This window comes from Vibrio sp. B183 (assembly GCF_000740665.1).
GTDB lineage: Bacteria > Pseudomonadota > Gammaproteobacteria > Enterobacterales > Vibrionaceae > Vibrio > Vibrio coralliilyticus.
Genome location: NZ_JPQB01000019.1, coordinates 20,151 through 38,572 on the forward strand (window position 1 = coordinate 20,151; position 18,422 = coordinate 38,572).

The window sequence follows — 18,422 nt, forward strand, 5'->3', positions numbered from 1 at the left end:
GCCCATCTCCTGAATGAGGTTTGAATTTAACGTTTGCGGCGCGATTATATAACCAATCTAAGGCTATTCCCAATCCCAGATCTGCTTTGGTGTCACTATTTTTGGTAAAGGCACATCCCAAGATTCAGTGGGTAGTTGCTCGACCTGTTGGCAATCATGCGCGAGGCCTATGGGTTTAGGCCCAGATTGATGATGGAACCAAGGCTCCAACGTTCGGTCGTAGTACCCTCCACCCATGCCGAGACGATGTCCATGGTGATCAAACGCTACTAGTGGAGTACAGATAAGGTCGAGCTGACTGACGGGAATAATTTGAGTTTGGTCCAGCTTAGGTTCTTGAATCTTATAACGATTAAGTACCATCGGTGTTTCAAGGTCGTAGCGTAGAAACAACAAATGTCCGGCTGAAAATGGATGGATAACAGGGAGGTAAATCGTTTTTCCTTGCTGTCTCAACCAGTCAATTAGTGGGGCGGTATTGATTTCACCGTCAGCAGACAGGTAAAGGGCAATGTGTTGAGCTGAAGAGACTTCCGGCAATTGAGCAAATTGGGTAATTAAATCCAACCCCGCTTTTTGCTTGGTTTCATCATTGAGTTGATTGCGCTTGGTGCGAATTAGTTTTCTGAAATCTTGTCGAGAAAGAATCATAAGAGTACCCATGGTTGTTGGGTACCGAGGAGGATACCCCAGAGTGCCGTTGGAGATTTTGACCCTTGAACCAGCTGGTTCAAGGCGGATCAGCAATGATAACCGTAGGCTTCTCGGTTCAAGCCGAGCTTGCTCAATAGCTATCAAGTACTAACCCTTAGGGATTGCTTATCGGCTCAGGGACTTAATCCCCTCACGAACACTCCAGGGTAAATTCTTGTTTGGCGGTAAAGGCTATTGTTGTCCTGGCTTTACTTTACTTAGTGCATCACTGAGTGATGCCGTGAGCTTTTCCAATTGCTCATTTAACGCATTTTGCTGTTGTTCATCTACTGTATCACGGCTTTCAAGCTCATGACAGACGTTCAGAGCGACAAAGGTGAGCAGTTGAACTTCGTTGGTAATCTTTGTCTTGGCAGCCATGTCTTGTAAACGCTCATCAAGATGCTGAGCGGCGTTACGTAAAGACTCTTCTTGTCCAGACGGGCAGTTAACCCGGGTTAGTTTACCTAAAATTTCGACTTCAACTGCTTGATTACTCATACCGACTCTAAATGCGTTAGTAGGGGTGATATGCAGACAATCACCGAGGAGGAAACTATAGGAAAAGGCTTGTTAAGATTCAAGCTTTTCCCAATCAAGGTGCACAAATCATGACGCAATAACACAGTAATTGGGCAAATTGTGTAAAAGCTATCCACAATTGCGCAATCGCTCGTTTTCGCTGGTCTTGGTAAATGGTAGGATTGGCCTTATTTAGCAAATTTAGGTCTCTTTCATGAGCGAACGCAATCTTCCAGAATACCTGACATTAGCAAGTGAACTTCAGTCTGCTGGTCTGGCGGTGAATCCTGCGGAACTGCATGGCCTGTTAGCGGGAATGCTAAGCGGTGGTTTAAGTCTGACAGACAAAAGCTGGCAACCGCTAATCTTTGATTACACCAATGATGGTATGGGATGGCCTGCTAAGTCACTGCAATTGGCTCAGGCGACATTGGATGCAACCATCGTAGAATTTACCGGCTCAGGCATGGATATTTCAATGTTGATCCCTGATGAAGATGCCAGTGCAAGTCTATTCGATACCGCTGACGGTGTTGCTGAATGGGTGAATCACTACATTTCTGGCTTAGGCCTTGTGAATGCTGATCTGAAAAAAGCTTCAACGGATGTTAAAGAAGCGTTGGCAGATTTAGAAGAGATTGCCAAGCTGGGCATCGATGAAGATGACGATATGCAAGAGCAAGCTCAACTGCTAGAGCAGGTGATTGAACATGTTAAAGCGTGTGCGCTGACGATTCACGCTGAATTTGGCCAAAAGCCGGTAGAGCAAAAGGCTCCGACCATCCACTAATCAGGACTCCCCATGAAGCAGTTTGATGTTGTAATTGCTGGTGGCGCAATGGCGGGCATGACGCTGGCACTGGCGATCAATAAACTCTCTCAGCAGCCGCTGTCTATCGCGGTTGTCGAGCCTTACCAAGTCGACCATCAGGCTCATCCTGGCTTTGACTCTCGTTCTATTGCCCTGTCTTACGGTACTGTCAATATTCTTAAGCAATTCGGGCTGTGGGAAGACATTTCAACCTTCGCGACTGCTATCCGCCATATTCATGTTTCTGACCGCTCTCATGCAGGTATGACTGAGATTGATAACCTCGAAGTTGGCGTTGAAGCTCTGGGCTATGTTGTCGAACTAGCAGATGTTGGCCGTCTCTATCATGAAAAGGTCGCTCAGGACTCTAATATCACTTTACTGTGCCCAGCCTCGGTTAATCAGATCGAACGACAGCAGCAATGCGTTCACATCGAACTAGATAATGGCCAAACCATCAGTGGGAAACTGCTGGTGGCGGCGGACGGTGCGATTTCGACCTGCTGTCAGCAAATCGGGCTCGATTTCAACGAGCACGACTTCGAGCAAGTCGCGGTCATTGCTAACATTAAGACGGCAGAGCATCACCAAGGTCGCGCTTTCGAACGTTTTACCTCTTCTGGACCTGTGGCTCTATTGCCAATGAGCGAACATCGCATGTCTCTGGTTTGGTGTTTAAGACCAGATGATGCACAGCGCGTTATGTCGCTCGATGATGATGCCTTTCTAAAAGAGCTCCAGCACGCATTTGGCTGGCGATTGGGGAAATTGGAAAAAGTCGGCCAGCGGGCTGCGTATCCATTGTTGTTACGTTATCGAGAGCAGAACACCTCACATCGATTTGCCATTGTTGGTAATGCAGCGCAAACATTGCACCCGATTGCTGGCCAAGGGTTTAACCTTGGGATTCGTGACGTAGCGACATTGGCTGAGGCGATAGCCAGTCATAGCGGCGATCCTGGAGATTATTCGGTATTGAGCCAATTTAAACGCCGCCGCGAAAATGATCGCAGTGCGACGATTTCACTGACATCGTCTCTGGTTCATATTTTTTCTAATGATTATCTCACGCTACGTATTGGTCGAAATCTCAGCTTGGCCGCGATGGACAACATTCCAATGTTGAAAGCGCCTTTATTAGCAAGAACTTTAGGCTTAGTTGCTCGATAGCAGCTTGAATGAGGATTGAATTCAGATGATGCAAAGCGTTGATATTGCAATTGTCGGTGGTGGCATGGTTGGCCTAGCTTTGGCCGCGGCATTTAAAGATACCGACTTGCGTATTGCGGTGATAGAAAGTCGAGTACCTGATAGCGAATTAACGGACTTACCGGATGTTCGTGTGTCAGCCTTGAGCCGTTCAAGTGAAAACATATTGCGTAATTTAGGGGCTTGGAATGGCATTGTAGAGCGCCGTGCCGCGCCATACTCGGCGATGGAAGTTTGGGAGCAAGACAGCTTTGCTCGGATTGAATTTGATGCGCAAAAGCTCGCTCAACCCGATCTCGGACATATTGTTGAGAATCGTGTGATTCAGCTATCACTACTTGAGCAGGTGAAGCAGCAGTCGAACGTCAGCCTGTTTATGCCTGCTCAGTGCAGCTCTATGGCGGTTGGTGAAAGTGAAGCTTGGCTCACTTTGGATAATGGTCATGCATTGACGGCTAAACTTGTGGTCGGCGCGGATGGTGCCAATTCTTGGGTGCGCAAGCAACAGGATATACCGCTAACGCATTGGGACTATGGGCATAGTGCTGTGGTTGCGAATATCTGGACAGCAGAAACGCATGACAGAGTGGCTCGTCAGATTTTTACCCCACAAGGACCTCTGGCTTTCTTACCTATGGGAGAAAGTAATATGAGTTCGATTGTTTGGTCTATAGAACCGAATCGAGCAGAGAGTTTAGTCGCGATGTCCGATGAAGAGTTCAACAAGTCGCTGACGGCAGAATTTGACGCTCGACTGGGCTTGTGTGAAGTCGTTGGTCAACGTTTCGCCTTCCCGCTAAAAATGCGTTACGCGCGTGATTTTGCGGTTGAAAGGGTCGCCTTAGTGGGGGATGCCGCACATACTATTCATCCATTAGCCGGGCAGGGCGTTAACCTGGGTTTGCTTGATGCCGCGAGTCTAGCGCAAGAGGTGATGACCTTATGGCGTAAAGGTGAAGATATCGGCACTAAGCGTAACCTGCGCAGTTATGAACGCTGGCGTAAATCTGAAGCTGCGAAGATGATTGCCGCGATGCAAGGCTTTAAAGATCTGTTTGCTGGTGATAACCCTGCGAAGAAGCTAGCGCGAGGCATTGGCATGGCTTTGGTAGGACAATTGCCAGGAGCGAAGGATGAAATCATGAAGCGCGCCCTTGGCTTAAAAGGGAATCTTCCTGCACTAGCGCAATATCATGAAGCGACCTTACCTTGATGGTATTTTAAATGACAAAGGGTTGGCGATTGCCAACCCTTTTTAATTCTTGCCTACGCGTATGCGCAGCGTAGTCGCATAATTTCCTGATTCACTTCCTTGACCGTTTGGAAATGTCGCCGTTCGGCTTTCTCTGGCAAGACCAGTTTACCGTTATCAAATTCAAACTTACCAATACCGTAGATATAAATTCTTCCCTTAAATAGCCGACTTACGTGTTTAGCAATCATACCTGGTGTATAGCGCTTAAACAGTCTCATAGAGTAATCCTTATGTTTAGCAAGCACTGCAAAGTATACGATTTTCCGCCTGTTATTTATGTGATTATGGTGGAGGAATATGCAGTAAAATGAGTTTGTTTGGATATTTGTGTTGTTGTAGGCAAAACGTCCGATAAATATCCATTTTATTGTGACAATTACCTCACTTATGTTCTGTGATGGGAACTCGTCTTGGTTAATCATTCAGCGCAATAGTTAACCCGAGATTTATGACATTTCTAAGAATAGTTTAACTTTTTTATAATATGCCAGCTTACGGTAAATTTTTTGCATAAAAAAAGCCCGCATAATTGCGGGCGAATAGTCACAGATGCATTACACAAAAAGTGGATGTCCTGAAACAATCAGTGGATTCACTTTTTCGTTGGAGAAGGATTTGTGTGTTTATTACTATTCAAACGCTCAGCAGCTAAACACACCAAGCAATACATCATAATTCGCTCGCACTTTAACCAACGAAAATAAGCATAAACTAAAATATTATTTTTGACTATATATGCTTTCGATATGAATAATAATTTAAATTGAATATGTTTCTTATTGAGATCTTTGTCACATTGAAGTGCAATCTGTATGACGTGATACAAGAGGATTTGAAAGGCTTATCAACGGCAGATGTCTGCGAGTACTGGATTGCAGAGACGAATGAGGTCATCTCGTGCTAATGCTATCCCTGCCATGTTGGAGCCGCTGCTTATGGTTACCGTCTCTTCATTCAGGAGCTGGCGATCAAAGACAATTGGCATCTCTGTCGGCAACAGCAGAGGCGTTACCGTGCCAATCTGGTAGCCAGTCAGTTCTTCAACCATGGAGAGATCAACGCAGGTCATTCGGCGGCAACCGAGTAATGCTCGCACTTTTTTGGGATCAACAGATTGGTCACCCGGCGCGCAAGCCAGCACATACAAATCACCCATATCGCGTAATAGCATGGATTTGACCATCTGAGCTGGTCTAACTCCTCGCTGTTGAGCCGCGTCTTCAATGGTGATTGCAGGGGACTGATGGGGCAAGATACGGAAAGAAACCCGCTGCTCGATCAAGTAGCGGGTTAGTTTTGTCTCAAACTTATTTGTCATCTTCAAGAGAATACGGCAGTGCTTGCATGGTCCAGACCGAATCTGGCGTATCTTTCAAACGGAATTGGGTATCAGAATCAAGGTTATTGGGTAATACGATGAGACCGATGCTTACGCCATCATTGAAGCGGTAGCTACTCATCAACTGGCCAGCGCTGCGCCAATTATCACCCACAGAGCGTTCTATTTCCGCTCCGGCTTTGATCTCTGACTCAGAGTGGCCTTTGACGATTTGTAATGCGCGCTTATTTATACCACGGTACTTGGCACGAGCGACGGTTTCTTGGCCCGTGTAACAACCTTTGCTGAAGCTAATTCCACCCAGAGCTTGGACGTTAAGCGCTTGAGGAATATGCTCGCTTTGCTGCTCTTGTGTGACTGCAGGTATAGCGGCTTCAATATCCAGTCGAGTCCAGATGTCTTCACAAGCTTTGGTCGCATTTATCGATTGGCATAGTTGTTCCGCAGTAGTGGCATCAATGGCCAGCAACCAGCGTTGCTGATCAATTTTAATCGCGGTACCACCTTCGATAGTTCGCACATCACCGCGTTGTTGCGAGAGCTCTTCAACGACATAGTTCGCTTTATCGCCAATTAAGCCCAGCAATACATCGGTACTTTGTGCAAATTCTATTTTGGAGAAAATAGCGTACTTTTTAAGTTCAGCGAGTTCAGTCTCAATCGCGGAGCTTGGCTGTAGCATTGCGTAACCGCCTCGGTGGTGGAACAGGCGGAATACGCTCCACACTTTTCCTTTTGCATCACAATGCGCGCCAAAAGTCGCGGTATCTTCGGTCAGTTGAACAACATCACAGGTCACCTGACCTTGTAGGTAAGACTTTTTATCATCGCCTTGTGCGGTGATCATTCCCCACGACGTAAGGTGGGTGAGTACAAGTTCGGGAAGAGAGTCATTGCTAGAAAGAGAAAGTGGAGCAAAGTCGTGTTGCCATTCCATGATGTTTACCTGAATGCTATCGAATAGCACTATGTTAGCGCTTAAGCACTAACGGAAACAACCTTTCAGCTGTATGGATTTATGCCGTAAATGTGTTAGCTAGCTCGGGAGTGTGACTGAGTTAGTAGTTGTCGGCAATTTTGATTGTTAAACTCGGCGCAAACAACCGAACAGGTGAGGAATTAGAATGTACACCACCGAAGAAAAAGCGCGAATTAAATGGGCGTGTCGCCGCGGAATGCTGGAACTGGATGTTGTCATTATGCCTTTCTTTGAAGAGTGCTTTGAAGAACTGAAAGACAATGAGCAGCGTGACTTTGTGTCTCTGCTTGAATGTGATGACCCAGACTTGTTTACTTGGATTATGGGCCACGGTCGCAGTGAAAACTTAGGTCACGCTTCTATGGTCGACAAGATTGTTGCCCACAACCTCAGTAAAGTGCGTTAGGCTCTTCGCCTCCACGTCATTCGTTTCACAACAGGCCAACATCAGTTTCCTGATGTTGGCCTGCTGTTTTTTGATTACTTCCGAACTCCCGCTGACGGCTACCGTCTTTATGGCGGCGTTACTCCTTAAATATCATAGTCAAACAAACTGGTTTGCTGAGCCGATGCAAGGGGGCTTAGTTTTCTCTTCTGCGGATTCCTGCGAAATGGATGGTGAGCCCATCGAGATACAAAGAAGTATTTTGAGCTTAGCCTGGTTCGGAATATTGATCTGGCCTAAAGTTGGCCGCAAGAGAATAATTTGGCGAGACAGTGTTAAGGAAGAGCACTATCGGCAGTTATTAGTGATGTTAAAAAGGGAGCATTAAGCTCCCTTTATTATTAAGAATCGATTTTCTCTGGTTCAAGGATGGTTGGGCCGCTGTCCGGGGCCAGTTCCGGATAGTCGAGCGTGTAGTGTAAACCGCGGCTTTCCTTGCGCTCCATTGCACAGCGCACCATCAGTTCCGCGACTTGAAGTAGGTTACGTAGCTCAAGTAAGTTATTAGATACCTTGAAGTTACTGTAGTACTCGTGCGTTTCCTGCTGCAGCAACTGAATACGACGTAGCGCGCGTTCTAGGCGCTTATCGGTACGAACGATTCCCATATAGTCCCACATGAACAGACGCAATTCGTGCCAGTTGTGCTGAATCACAACCTCTTCATCAGAACAGCTAACCTGACTTTCATCCCATGCTGGAAGAGAAGGAGGAAGTTCGGCAGTATCCATTCGGCGGATAATATCGTTGGCCGCTGACCACGCATAAACAACACACTCTAGCAGTGAGTTTGATGCCATTCGATTGGCGCCATGTAATCCGGTATAACTCACTTCGCCAATGGCATAGAGTTGAGACAGATCCGTTTCACCTTGTTTATTGACCATTACGCCACCACAGGTGTAGTGGGCCGCAGGTACAACCGGAATCGGCTCTTTGGTCATGTCGATGCCAAGGTCCATCAGGCGTGTGTAGATGGTCGGGAAGTGCTTCTCGATGAAATCTGCTGGCTTGTGGCTGATGTCCAAATACATGCAGTCAGCCCCAAGGCGTTTCATTTCAAAGTCAATCGCACGCGCGACGACATCACGAGGAGCTAACTCTTCTCTCTCATCAAAGTCTGGCATAAAGCGAGTGCCGTCCGGACGACGCAGGTAAGCGCCTTCACCACGCAGAGCCTCGGTGAGCAGGAAGTTTCGTGCTTCAGGGTGATACAGGCAAGTTGGATGGAATTGGTTGAACTCCATATTCGCAACCCGGCAGCCTGCTCGCCACGCAATCGCAATACCATCACCAGAGGAAACGTCAGGGTTAGAGGTGTACTGATAAACCTTAGACGCGCCACCTGTTGCCAGTACTACAAACTTGGCTCGAACCGTTTCAACGTGTTCTTGGTTTCGGTTCCAGATATAAGCGCCGACAATTTTCTTGCTGTCGCCACCGACTTTATCTTCGCAGATTAGATCGAGTGCGTTGTGTCGCTCTAGGACCGTGATATTTGGGTGGTTGTGAGCGTTATCTTGCAAGGACGTTTGCATGGCCATACCGGTAGCATCCGCGGCATGCAAAATTCGACGGTGGCTATGACCCCCTTCACGCGTCAGGTGGTAACGAGGTTTTTCGTCACTGTCACCATCTTCACGATCAAATGGGACCCCACCATCGATCAGCCACTGGACACACTCTTTGGCATTTTCAGCGATAAACTCAACGGTTTCTTGCTCACAAAGGCCAGCGCCAGCTATTAGTGTGTCTTCTACATGCGATTCAATACTGTCTGACTCGTCAAAAACAGCGGCAATACCACCTTGAGCGTAATATGTAGCGCCTTCACTTCTCGGCCCCTTACTCAATACAATGACTTTGCCATATTCCGCGACACGTAACGCTAACGACAGACCGGCTGCGCCACTACCCACCACTAACACATCACATTGATGTTCACGGTTTGCGTTCATAAAACTTTTAAATTCCCGAGTTAAGTTGTACTGGCGCCAATCCAACTTTTTAGCGTCAGCTACAGAGCGTTCCCGCTCTTAAATCAATTTAAAATTGCAATATGGACTCTGAAAATACCAGAGTTAGCTCACTATAGTAGCACTGGAGTGAATGCAATTCTTCGTAAATAACATTGCTTTTGAACTCTTTCGTCCCCACAATCTGGAACAGAAGTTACTGGTCCATCACTTCTCAAATAAAATTCGAAGAAAGTTTGAACTTTATATTCATTGCTGAGTCACAATAGTGCTCAAGTAAGCAGTGGTGTCAATACTACATTTTGCATAATTAATGCTCATATCTGACAAGATAGGGGTTAATAACAATAGGAGTACCCGCTCGAATGAACGAGCAGCTGACCGATCAAGTGTTAATTGAGCGAGTTCAGAATGGAGATAAGCAAGCATTTAATTTGTTGGTCACTAAATACCAAAACAAAGTATGTAATCTTATTTCTCGCTACGTCAATAATCCGGGGGATGTACCTGACGTAGCACAAGAAGCATTTATTAAAGCGTATCGCGCTATACCAAGTTTTCGCGGCGAAAGTGCCTTCTATACTTGGTTATATCGAATCGCTGTTAATACTGCGAAAAACCACATCGTCGCTCAAGGTCGTAGACCGCCTGCGCAAGATGTGGATACTGAAGAAGCTGAATATTACGAAACTGGTAGTGCATTAAAAGAAATTTCGAACCCTGAGAACTTAACGTTGTCCAAGGAATTGAAGCAAGTAGTTTTTGGTGCGATCGAAGCACTACCTGATGACTTAAAAACCGCAATGACGTTGCGCGAGCTTGATGGCTTGAGTTACGAAGAAATCGCTGCGGTGATGGATTGTCCTGTTGGAACGGTGCGTTCGCGTATCTTCCGAGCTCGTGAAGCGGTTGAGAAAAAGATTCAACCCCTTTTGCAACGCTAGTACCAGTAACGTTAATGGTGAAAAGAATGGCTGACAAAGAGAAACTTTCAGCACTCATGGATGGAGAGTTGGTCGATAAGGCTTTAATCGGTGAATTAGAGCAAGACCAAACTAGCCTACAAACCTGGAAAAATTACCATTTAATTGGTGATGTGATGCGAGGTGAAGCACCGGAGAAACCGGAGTGGAACATTGCAGATAGCGTTGCACTTGCGCTAGAAGATGAGCCCACGCATTCAACGTTCACCTCTGGCAAGATTACCGATATTAATGAACAACGCATAGAAGCGCAGCCGACGCCTTCTCAAGCGCGTCGTCAGTTGCCAGCTTGGCTCAGCCAATTTGGTCAGGTGGCGGTTGCCGCGTGTGTGTCACTTGCTGTGATCTTAGGCGTACAACAATATGGTGGTAGCGACCCTAGCCAACCGGAAGCGGAGCAATTGCCTGTTCTGCAGACGATTCCATTTGCTGGCAGTGCTGAACCAGTGAGCTTGACACGTTCTTCGGTGGAACAGCCAACAGCCTCAAGTGAGACTAACGTGCAGGAGCAGCGCCGTCGGATTAACGCCATGCTTCAAGACTATGAATTACAGCTTCGCCTCAATAGCGATAACGCTGTAGAGCATAATGACAACCCAGAAACGGTAGTTGAATGAGAAAATTTCTGATCAGTGCGCTGACACTGTTCAGTTTGAGTTCGCCACTAGCCTTTGCAGAAGAAAAACCTGCAGAGGCTTTGTTGCATCAAATGAACGAAGCCAGTCAGCACCTCAATTATGAACTGTCTTATATCCTGATTAAGAAAAACAGCATCGAACCTTTGCTGTATCGCCACGCTCGCAGCGAAGATCAGCAACTCGCTCACCTTGTTTACCTAAGTGGACCTGTACGTGAAGTGATTCGCCGAGGTGATGAGGTTAGTTATATCGAGCCTGGTGTTGAGCCGTTTACCATTGAGTCCGGTAACATGGTTGCCCCGACTATCCCGCTTCTAAATTCTAATGTTGGTGAACTGAGTGAGATTTACGACTTTATTCAAGTCGGTCGAGCGCGTGAAGCGGGTGCGGCTTGCCAAGTATTGAGAATTGCTCCGAAAGACGGGTTACGCTATTCCTACATCCTATGGATCGATGAGCAAACTAAACTTCCACTAAGAGCTGATCTGGTTGATCGCGATGGCGAAGTACTGGAACAGTTTCGCACCATTTCCTATAGCGTCAATGATCAGATTTCCGATATTCTTAGCGGTTTGAATACCGTTAAATTGCCCGATGTACTATCTCTGCCAAAAGGTGAGCTAGAGAAAAGCTTTTGGACGGTCGGCTGGATCCCGAAAGGGTTTGAATCCAAAGAATTGAACCGTTATCGAATGGCGAATACTAACCGCATGGTCGAAACTCAGATGTACACTGATGGTCTGTTTAGTTTTTCCATCTATGTGTCTGAGAGTGACAATTACTCACTTAAAGGTCAGCTGGTTCGTCAAGGGCGCCGTACACTTCACAGCTTCGTAAAAGGTGACAAAGAGATCTCTGTGATCGGAGATATTCCGCCTGCAACCGCTAAGCGAATTGCTCAATCGGTCACCATCAATAAACAAGCGAGTGCCACGCAATGATGACCGCTTTAGCGACAGTATCTGCAGTGAAATCAGGGCCTAAGGGCTATGATGTGGAGCTGAGTTGTGAACAGCAAACCAGCTGCAGCAGCTGCTCGTCGCAAAAAAGCTGTGGTACCGGCATTGTCTCGAAAGCGGTGGGGAACAAGTCTCTGCACTGGCACCTAGTGACCAGCAAACGGGTTAAAGAAGGCCAAGTGGTGGAAATCGGCTTACCGGAAAAAAGCCTGCTGCAATCGGCCGCGGTGGTTTATTTAGTCCCGTTGTTTGCCATGATCCTAGGCTCGGTTGTTGGACAGTGGCTATTAGCGCCTGCGTTTGGTCTGGGCGAAGGTATTGCTATCCTGACATCTGCTATCTTTACTGTGGCAGGCATTTATGGCGCAAAAAGCCTGGCCGTTAATTTTGAACGCCAGTCGCTGCGAGAAGTCATATTACTTCGGGTTTTGGGAGATCCAATTAGCTAGTGCGAAGTGCACAGAAATTGGGTAGAATCTGCCAACTTGATTGAAACGCCGTCACAAGACGGCTTTCTTATGTCCCTATTTTAAAGAGTTTAGTCACACCAAATCATGAAGCACATTCGTAACTTTTCGATTATCGCCCACATCGACCATGGTAAGTCGACCCTATCAGACCGTTTGATCCAAGACTGTGGTGGATTGAGTGACCGTGAAATGGCAGCTCAGGTTCTGGACTCCATGGACCTTGAACGTGAGCGTGGCATCACTATTAAATCTCAAAGTGTGACACTCAACTATACCGCTAAAGACGGTGAAACCTACCAATTGAACTTCATCGATACTCCAGGGCACGTTGACTTCGCCTACGAAGTTTCTCGCTCTCTAGCAGCATGTGAAGGTGCGTTGCTGGTGGTTGATGCTGGTCAGGGTGTTGAAGCTCAGACGTTGGCTAACTGCTATACCGCGATCGAAATGGATCTGGAAGTGGTGCCAATTCTGAACAAGATCGATCTACCTGCTGCGGATCCTGAGCGAGTAGCAGAAGAGATCGAAGAAATTGTTGGCATCGATGCGATGGAAGCCACGCGCTGTTCGGCTAAGACGGGCCTAGGTATTGAAGACGTACTAGAAAACATCGTCTCTGCGATTCCGGCACCAGAAGGTGATCCAGAAGCGCCACTGCAAGCTTTGATCATTGACTCTTGGTTTGATAACTACCTAGGTGTTGTTTCTCTGGTCCGTATTAAAAATGGCGTCCTGAAGAAGAACGATAAGATCAAGGTGATGAGCACTGGCCAAGTTTGGGGTGTGGATCGTCTTGGTATCTTCACACCTAAGCAGGAAGACACGACGCAGCTGCAAACGGGTGAAGTAGGTTGGGTTGTCTGTGGTATCAAAGATATCCTAGGTGCGCCTGTTGGTGATACGCTAACGCTAGCTAAGCACGGTTGTAAAGAACCGCTACCAGGGTTTAAGAAAGTGAAGCCTCAGGTATACGCCGGATTATTCCCAGTCTCTTCGGATGACTATGAAAACTTCCGTGATGCACTAGGTAAACTGAGCTTAAACGATGCGTCTCTGTTCTATGAACCAGAAAACTCAGCTGCACTTGGTTTTGGTTTCCGTTGTGGTTTCCTTGGCATGCTGCACATGGAAATCATCCAAGAGCGTCTGGAGCGTGAATACGATCTCGATCTGATTACCACTGCGCCAACGGTAGTGTACGAAGTAGAGCAAACGGATGGCGAAATTCTTTACGTTGATAGTCCAGCTAAGCTACCAGCAGTGAATGATATCGAAGAAATTCGTGAGCCGATTGCGCGTTGTAACATCCTTGTACCTTCAGATTACTTAGGTAATGTGATTACTCTATGTGTTGAGAAGCGTGGTGTTCAGGTTGATATGGTTTATCACGGTAACCAAGTAGCTGTGACTTACGATATTCCGATGGCGGAAGTGGTACTCGATTTCTTTGATCGTCTGAAGTCAACGTCTCGTGGTTATGCGTCTCTGGATTATAACTTCCAGCGTTTTGAAGCGTCTAACATGGTTCGTGTTGATGTACTTCTCAACGGCGATAAAGTGGACGCACTGGCATTGATTACGCACAAAGATCAATCTCAGACTCGTGGCCGTCAGCTCGTAGAGAAGATGAAAGAATTCATTCCACGTCAGATGTTTGATATTGCGATTCAGGCGGCGATTGGTAACCATATTATTGCGCGTTCAACGGTTAAACAGCTACGTAAGAACGTAATCGCAAAATGTTATGGCGGTGACGTGAGCCGTAAGAAAAAGCTACTGAAGAAGCAGAAAGAAGGTAAGAAACGTATGAAGCAGATCGGTAACGTAGAGCTGCCTCAAGAAGCCTTCTTAGCGATCTTACACGTAGGTAAAGATTAATTTGTTGAGTAATGACTCAATATAAGAACTTGTTAAGTGAAAGGGTTTCGGCTCTTTCACTTTCGTATTTTTGAGGTAAGGGAAGTCAATGGCAAATACATTTTCACTGATCTTGGTTATTGTCACTCTGGTCACTGGTATTGTTTGGGTGTTGGAAAAGCTGGTGTTTGCGAAGAAACGTCAGGCCCAACTAGCGGCAGTTGAAGCTCAGACAAACGGACTGGATGCTGCAACTGCTGAACAAGTGGAAAAGCAGCCATGGTGGATTGAAAACAGTGTTTCAATTTTCCCTGTCATTGCGGCTGTTTTGGTATTGCGCTCGTTTATCTACGAACCGTTCCAAATCCCTTCAGGCTCAATGATGCCGACATTACTGGTTGGGGATTTTATTCTGGTTGAGAAATACGCATACGGTCTAAAGGACCCAGTGTGGCGTACACAACTGGTTGAAACGGGTAAGCCAGAGCGTGGTGACATCGTAGTATTCAAATACCCACCTCAGCCAAACATTGACTACATCAAGCGCGTTGTTGGCCTACCGGGTGATACGGTGCGTTACAGCAGCAAGAAAGAAGTGTGTGTTCAACCTAAAGGCGAAAGCCGATGTACTCAGGTGCCGTTGTCGAATGTGGAAGAAAGCCCATTTATCCAAGATGGTGTGCCACTGATTCAACTGAATGAAAAACTGGGTGAAGTTGAACACCAAATTTTGGTGAACCCATTACGCCGCGATCGCGTGTCGGCTTATCAGCCACGTGGTGGTGTTAATGAGTGGGTTGTGCCAGAAGGTCAGTACTTTGTGATGGGGGATAACCGTGACAACAGTGCAGACAGCCGCTACTGGGGCTTTGTTCCAGAGGCGAATCTGGTTGGTAAAGCGGTTGGTATCTGGATCAGCTTCGAGTTCGAACGCAGTGCAGATAGCTTCTTACCATCATGGATCCCAACTGGTGTTAGGTTTAACCGCATCGGTGGTATTAACTAATTTCTCGTTATATTTGATGCCGCAGCCGTCTTGGCTGCGTCACTTAACTATAGAGAATGAAAAACAATTTAATGAGAGAGCATGAATTCTCCTATTGCCAAACTAGAGAAAAAGCTCGGCTATCAGTTCAATGATGCAGAGCTTATTAACTTAGCGCTGACTCACCGCAGTGCTCATGGAAAACATAATGAGCGTCTTGAGTTTCTGGGCGATTCAATTTTAAGTTTTGTCATTGCTGACGATCTTTATCACCGTTTCCCGAAAGTGAATGAAGGGGACATGAGCCGTATGCGCGCGACACTTGTTCGTGGTAACACGCTTGCGGAGCTAGGTCGAGAATTCGAACTAGGAGATCACTTAAAATTAGGTCCAGGTGAATTGAAGAGTGGCGGGTTCCGTCGTGATTCTATTCTGGCTGACGCTGTTGAAGCTATCATAGGTGCAATCTACCTAGACAGTGATATTGAAATGGTGCGTGGCATTATCCTTAGCTGGTATAAGCAACGCCTTGAAGCGATCCAACCGGGTGTTTCTCAGAAAGACCCTAAAACGCGTCTTCAAGAGTTCCTACAGGGGCGAAGAAAACCACTGCCTGTCTACACAGTGACTAATATTAAAGGTGAAGCACACAACCAGCAGTTTACTGTGTCGTGTGAAGTTGCAGGTGTCGGATCGCCTGTAATAGGTAAAGGCACCAGCCGCCGCAAGGCAGAACAAGCGGCTGCGGAACTAGCACTAGAGCAACTGAGCAATGACTGATTCAACAGATAACAACGAATTCGATATCGATGCGTTTTTCTCATCGAGTGGTGAAGTAAGCTCACCGGAAAACCAACATTGTGGCTTTGTTGCTATTGTTGGTCGTCCAAACGTGGGTAAATCAACGCTACTGAACAGAATTCTTGGGCAAAAAATTTCGATCACTTCTCGTAAGCCCCAAACAACACGCCACCGCATTATGGGTGTCGACACTGAAGGCGATTATCAGGCGATTTATGTCGATACTCCAGGTCTTCACATTGAAGAAAAGCGTGCGATCAACCGCTTAATGAACCGCGCGGCCAACTCATCATTGAGTGATGTGAACCTAGTGTTTTTCCTTGTTGACGGTACCCACTGGACCAAAGACGACGAAATGGTCTTGACTAAGCTGCAGAAGTCTAACTTCCCAGTGGTATTGTGTGTCAACAAAGTCGATAACGTACAAGACCGTAACGACGTTATGCTGCACATGATGGACATGTCGAAGAAGATGGAATTCGTTGATGTGGTGCCTATCTCCGCGAAGCAAGGCAAAAATATCGATGTTCTGCGTAAGCATGTACGTGAACACTTACCTCAAGCGACACATCACTTCCCTGAAGAGTATGTTACTGATCGTTCTCAGCGCTTTATGGCGTCGGAAATTGTGCGTGAGAAACTAATGCGCTTCACAGGTGAAGAGTTGCCTTATTCGGTGACGGTAGAAATTGAACGTTTTGATTACAACCCTGAAACCGATGGCTTCCATATCAATGCGCTGATTCTGGTTGAACGCAATGGTCAGAAGAAAATGGTGATTGGTAAAGGCGGCGAGAAAATTAAGACCATAGGTCGTGAAGCACGTCTGGACATGGAAGAACTGTTCGGTCGTAAAGTGTACTTAGAGACGTGGGTTAAAGTGAAATCCGGCTGGGCTGATGATGAACGTGCCTTGCGTTCACTAGGCTACATCGACGATCTATAAGCTTGGCTGCGAATTCACTTCGCTCCAACATGAGTTAGAATAAGGAGCCATCAGGCTCCTTATTTTTTATGTAACATTCATCTGGCAATCTCTATGACCTCAGAAGGCTTACAGCGTTGTTTCGTTCTTCATCGTCGCCCTTACAGTGAGTCGAGTTTAATTCTCGATGTCTTCAGTGAGGAGTTTGGTCGTGTCACTTTAATGTCTAAAGGCGCGCGCAGTAAACGTTCAAACCTCAAAGGCGCGTTGCAGCCTTTTACGCCTCTATTACTTAAGTGGTCGGGTAAAGGATCGATGAAGACACTGCGTCAGGCGGAGCCGATCAGTCTGGGCTTGCCACTGACGGGGATCAACCTTTACTCCGCCATGTATGTCAACGAGTTGATTGGGCGAGTACTGATGGCGGAAGTGTCAATGCCAGCCCTGTTTCATGATTACCTGCATGCTCTTACTGAACTGGCTCAGTGTGAAAATCCGGAACCGGCATTGCGCCGTTTTGAACTGGCACTGCTGTCTGCTATGGGGTATGGCGTCGACTTTCTCCATTGCGCGGGTACTGGAGAGCCGATTGAACCTGAGATGACCTATCGCTATCGAGAGCAGAAGGGATTTATCGCTTCAGTTCGACGTGACAATCTGACTTTCGTCGGGAATGAACTGATTGCGATTAGTGAACGAAGGTTCACCACAAAAGAACAACTTAAAGCGGCAAAACGCTTTACACGTATAGCATTAAAGCCGTATCTTGGCGGCAAACCATTAAAGAGTCGGGAGCTATTTATGCAAATCTTAGCGCCCAAATCACGGAGTATTGGAAAATGAGCTCAATCTATCTGGGTGTTAACATCGATCACATTGCCACATTACGTAACGCGCGCGGTACTAAGTACCCAGATCCTGTTCATGCAGCGGAAGTCGCCGAGCGTGCTGGAGCAGATGGCATTACCATTCACCTTAGAGAAGACCGTCGCCATATTGTCGATCGTGATGTACGTATCCTAAGGGAAACGATCCAAACTCGTATGAATCTTGAAATGGCTGTGACGGATGAGATGGTTGAAATTGCTCTGCAAACCCAACCTGAATACGTGTGTTTGGTTCCAGAAAAGCGTGAAGAGCTGACCACCGAAGGTGGTTTGGACGTGGCGGGCCACGTAGAAAAGATCAAAGCAGCGACCAAAATACTGACGGAAGCGGGCATTAAAGTCTCTCTGTTTATTGACGCTGATCGTGAACAGATTGATGCAGCAAAAGCGTGTGGCGCGCCTTACATCGAGCTGCACACTGGTCATTATGCGGATGCTGAAAACGATGAAGATCAGCAAGATGAGCTGAAGAAAATTGCAGCTGGTGCAAGCTATGCGGCTGACTTAGGTATCACCGTGAATGCAGGCCATGGTCTGACTTACCATAACGTAGCTCCGATTGCTGCTATCCCTGAAATCTATGAACTGAACATCGGTCACTCTATCATCGGTCGTGCCGCATTTGATGGCTTGCATAAAGCCGTGGCAGACATGAAAGCACTGATGGTCGAAGCGCGTAAGTAACCGC

General features: G+C 46.8%; 21 protein-coding genes and 1 other RNA gene. 15 read left to right on the forward strand and 7 right to left on the reverse strand.

Annotation, left to right across the window (positions count from 1 at the left end):
- Window positions 1-63: 63 nt before the first annotated feature.
- The 3 genes from IX95_RS20495 to IX95_RS20500 form a co-directional block, all read right to left on the reverse strand.
- Entirely contained in the window at window positions 64-651 is a 588-nt protein-coding gene (locus tag IX95_RS20495) for a 5-formyltetrahydrofolate cyclo-ligase (protein WP_038163608.1), read from the reverse strand.
- A gap of 31 nt (window positions 652-682) precedes the next feature.
- A non-coding RNA gene (ssrS, locus tag IX95_RS26050) (6S RNA) lies at window positions 683-865 on the reverse strand.
- Window positions 866-885: 20 nt separating this feature from the next.
- The gene (locus IX95_RS20500; protein WP_006957807.1) at window positions 886-1,194 is read right to left on the reverse strand and encodes a cell division protein ZapA; all 309 of its coding nucleotides are present in this window, start codon (window positions 1,192-1,194) and stop codon (window positions 886-888) included.
- Window positions 1,195-1,429: 235 nt separating this feature from the next.
- Here IX95_RS20500 and IX95_RS20505 point away from each other — a divergent pair, with 235 nt between their 5' ends.
- Genes IX95_RS20505 through IX95_RS20515 form a run of 3 tightly spaced genes read left to right on the forward strand, consistent with a single transcriptional unit; the run spans window position 1,430 to window position 4,448 of the window.
- A complete protein-coding gene (locus IX95_RS20505; protein WP_006957806.1) occupies window positions 1,430-2,005 on the forward strand; it encodes a YecA/YgfB family protein in 576 nt (191 codons plus the stop codon).
- Window positions 2,006-2,017: 12 nt separating this feature from the next.
- Window positions 2,018-3,196, forward strand: coding sequence for a 2-octaprenyl-6-methoxyphenyl hydroxylase (gene ubiH, locus IX95_RS20510; protein ID WP_038163611.1), 1,179 nt, complete (start codon window positions 2,018-2,020; stop codon window positions 3,194-3,196).
- Between the two features lie 25 nt (window positions 3,197-3,221).
- Window positions 3,222-4,448, forward strand: coding sequence for an FAD-dependent 2-octaprenylphenol hydroxylase (locus IX95_RS20515; RefSeq protein ID WP_038163613.1), 1,227 nt, complete (start codon window positions 3,222-3,224; stop codon window positions 4,446-4,448).
- Between the two features lie 53 nt (window positions 4,449-4,501).
- On the opposite strand, the gene IX95_RS20520 is transcribed toward IX95_RS20515, so the two are convergent.
- The 3 genes from IX95_RS20520 to ygfZ form a co-directional block, all read right to left on the reverse strand.
- Window positions 4,502-4,708 (reverse strand): DUF1107 domain-containing protein, encoded by a 207-nt coding sequence (locus IX95_RS20520; protein WP_006957803.1) that lies wholly within the window; start codon window positions 4,706-4,708, stop codon window positions 4,502-4,504.
- Window positions 4,709-5,334: 626 nt separating this feature from the next.
- Entirely contained in the window at window positions 5,335-5,808 is a 474-nt protein-coding gene (locus IX95_RS20525; RefSeq protein WP_038163615.1) for an aminoacyl-tRNA deacylase, read from the reverse strand.
- Window positions 5,798-6,766 (reverse strand): tRNA-modifying protein YgfZ, encoded by a 969-nt coding sequence (gene ygfZ, locus IX95_RS20530; RefSeq protein ID WP_038163618.1) that lies wholly within the window; start codon window positions 6,764-6,766, stop codon window positions 5,798-5,800. Before ygfZ ends, IX95_RS20525 begins: the two co-directional genes overlap by 11 nt.
- A 187-nt stretch (window positions 6,767-6,953) precedes the next feature.
- Here ygfZ and IX95_RS20535 point away from each other — a divergent pair, with 187 nt between their 5' ends.
- Together IX95_RS20535 and IX95_RS27100 are read left to right on the forward strand one after the other, a co-directional pair.
- Window positions 6,954-7,214, forward strand: coding sequence for an FAD assembly factor SdhE (locus IX95_RS20535; protein ID WP_006957800.1), 261 nt, complete (start codon window positions 6,954-6,956; stop codon window positions 7,212-7,214).
- Complete coding sequence (locus IX95_RS27100) at window positions 7,186-7,581, forward strand: protein YgfX (protein WP_443082996.1); 396 nt, start codon at window positions 7,186-7,188, stop codon at window positions 7,579-7,581. Before IX95_RS20535 ends, IX95_RS27100 begins: the two co-directional genes overlap by 29 nt.
- A 13-nt stretch (window positions 7,582-7,594) precedes the next feature.
- Here IX95_RS27100 and nadB read toward each other — a convergent pair whose 3' ends face one another.
- Complete coding sequence (nadB, locus tag IX95_RS20545; protein WP_006957799.1) at window positions 7,595-9,211, reverse strand: L-aspartate oxidase; 1,617 nt, start codon at window positions 9,209-9,211, stop codon at window positions 7,595-7,597.
- A gap of 383 nt (window positions 9,212-9,594) precedes the next feature.
- Here nadB and rpoE point away from each other — a divergent pair, with 383 nt between their 5' ends.
- The 10 genes from rpoE to pdxJ all read left to right on the forward strand — a co-directional run bounded on the left by rpoE (window position 9,595) and on the right by pdxJ (window position 18,418).
- Window positions 9,595-10,173, forward strand: a complete 579-nt coding sequence (gene rpoE / locus IX95_RS20550) for an RNA polymerase sigma factor RpoE (protein WP_038163622.1) — start codon at window positions 9,595-9,597, stop codon at window positions 10,171-10,173.
- Window positions 10,174-10,199: 26 nt separating this feature from the next.
- Window positions 10,200-10,829 (forward strand): RseA family anti-sigma factor, encoded by a 630-nt coding sequence (locus tag IX95_RS20555; RefSeq protein ID WP_038163626.1) that lies wholly within the window; start codon window positions 10,200-10,202, stop codon window positions 10,827-10,829.
- The gene (gene rseB / locus IX95_RS20560; protein ID WP_038163629.1) at window positions 10,826-11,791 is read left to right on the forward strand and encodes a sigma-E factor regulatory protein RseB; all 966 of its coding nucleotides are present in this window, start codon (window positions 10,826-10,828) and stop codon (window positions 11,789-11,791) included. The genes IX95_RS20555 and rseB overlap by 4 nt, the downstream gene beginning before the upstream one ends.
- Window positions 11,788-12,258, forward strand: coding sequence for a SoxR reducing system RseC family protein (locus IX95_RS20565; RefSeq protein ID WP_038163632.1), 471 nt, complete (start codon window positions 11,788-11,790; stop codon window positions 12,256-12,258). The genes rseB and IX95_RS20565 overlap by 4 nt, the downstream gene beginning before the upstream one ends.
- 105 nt (window positions 12,259-12,363) lie before the next feature.
- Window positions 12,364-14,157, forward strand: a complete 1,794-nt coding sequence (gene lepA / locus IX95_RS20570) for a translation elongation factor 4 (RefSeq protein ID WP_038163633.1) — start codon at window positions 12,364-12,366, stop codon at window positions 14,155-14,157.
- An 88-nt stretch (window positions 14,158-14,245) separates the two neighbouring features.
- Window positions 14,246-15,142 carry a signal peptidase I gene (lepB, locus tag IX95_RS20575; protein WP_038163635.1) on the forward strand — a complete coding sequence of 299 codons (897 nt, stop codon included), beginning with the start codon at window positions 14,246-14,248 and terminating at the stop codon, window positions 15,140-15,142.
- 81 nt (window positions 15,143-15,223) lie between these two features.
- Window positions 15,224-15,901 carry a ribonuclease III gene (gene rnc / locus IX95_RS20580; protein WP_038163637.1) on the forward strand — a complete coding sequence of 226 codons (678 nt, stop codon included), beginning with the start codon at window positions 15,224-15,226 and terminating at the stop codon, window positions 15,899-15,901.
- The gene (gene era / locus IX95_RS20585) at window positions 15,894-16,868 is read left to right on the forward strand and encodes a GTPase Era (RefSeq protein WP_021458523.1); all 975 of its coding nucleotides are present in this window, start codon (window positions 15,894-15,896) and stop codon (window positions 16,866-16,868) included. Before rnc ends, era begins: the two co-directional genes overlap by 8 nt.
- Window positions 16,869-16,961: 93 nt before the next feature.
- The gene (recO, locus tag IX95_RS20590; protein ID WP_006957790.1) at window positions 16,962-17,690 is read left to right on the forward strand and encodes a DNA repair protein RecO; all 729 of its coding nucleotides are present in this window, start codon (window positions 16,962-16,964) and stop codon (window positions 17,688-17,690) included.
- On the forward strand, window positions 17,687-18,418 hold the full coding sequence (gene pdxJ, locus IX95_RS20595) for a pyridoxine 5'-phosphate synthase (protein WP_006957789.1): 732 nt from the start codon (window positions 17,687-17,689) through the stop codon (window positions 18,416-18,418). The genes recO and pdxJ overlap by 4 nt, the downstream gene beginning before the upstream one ends.
- Window positions 18,419-18,422 lie beyond the last annotated feature (4 nt).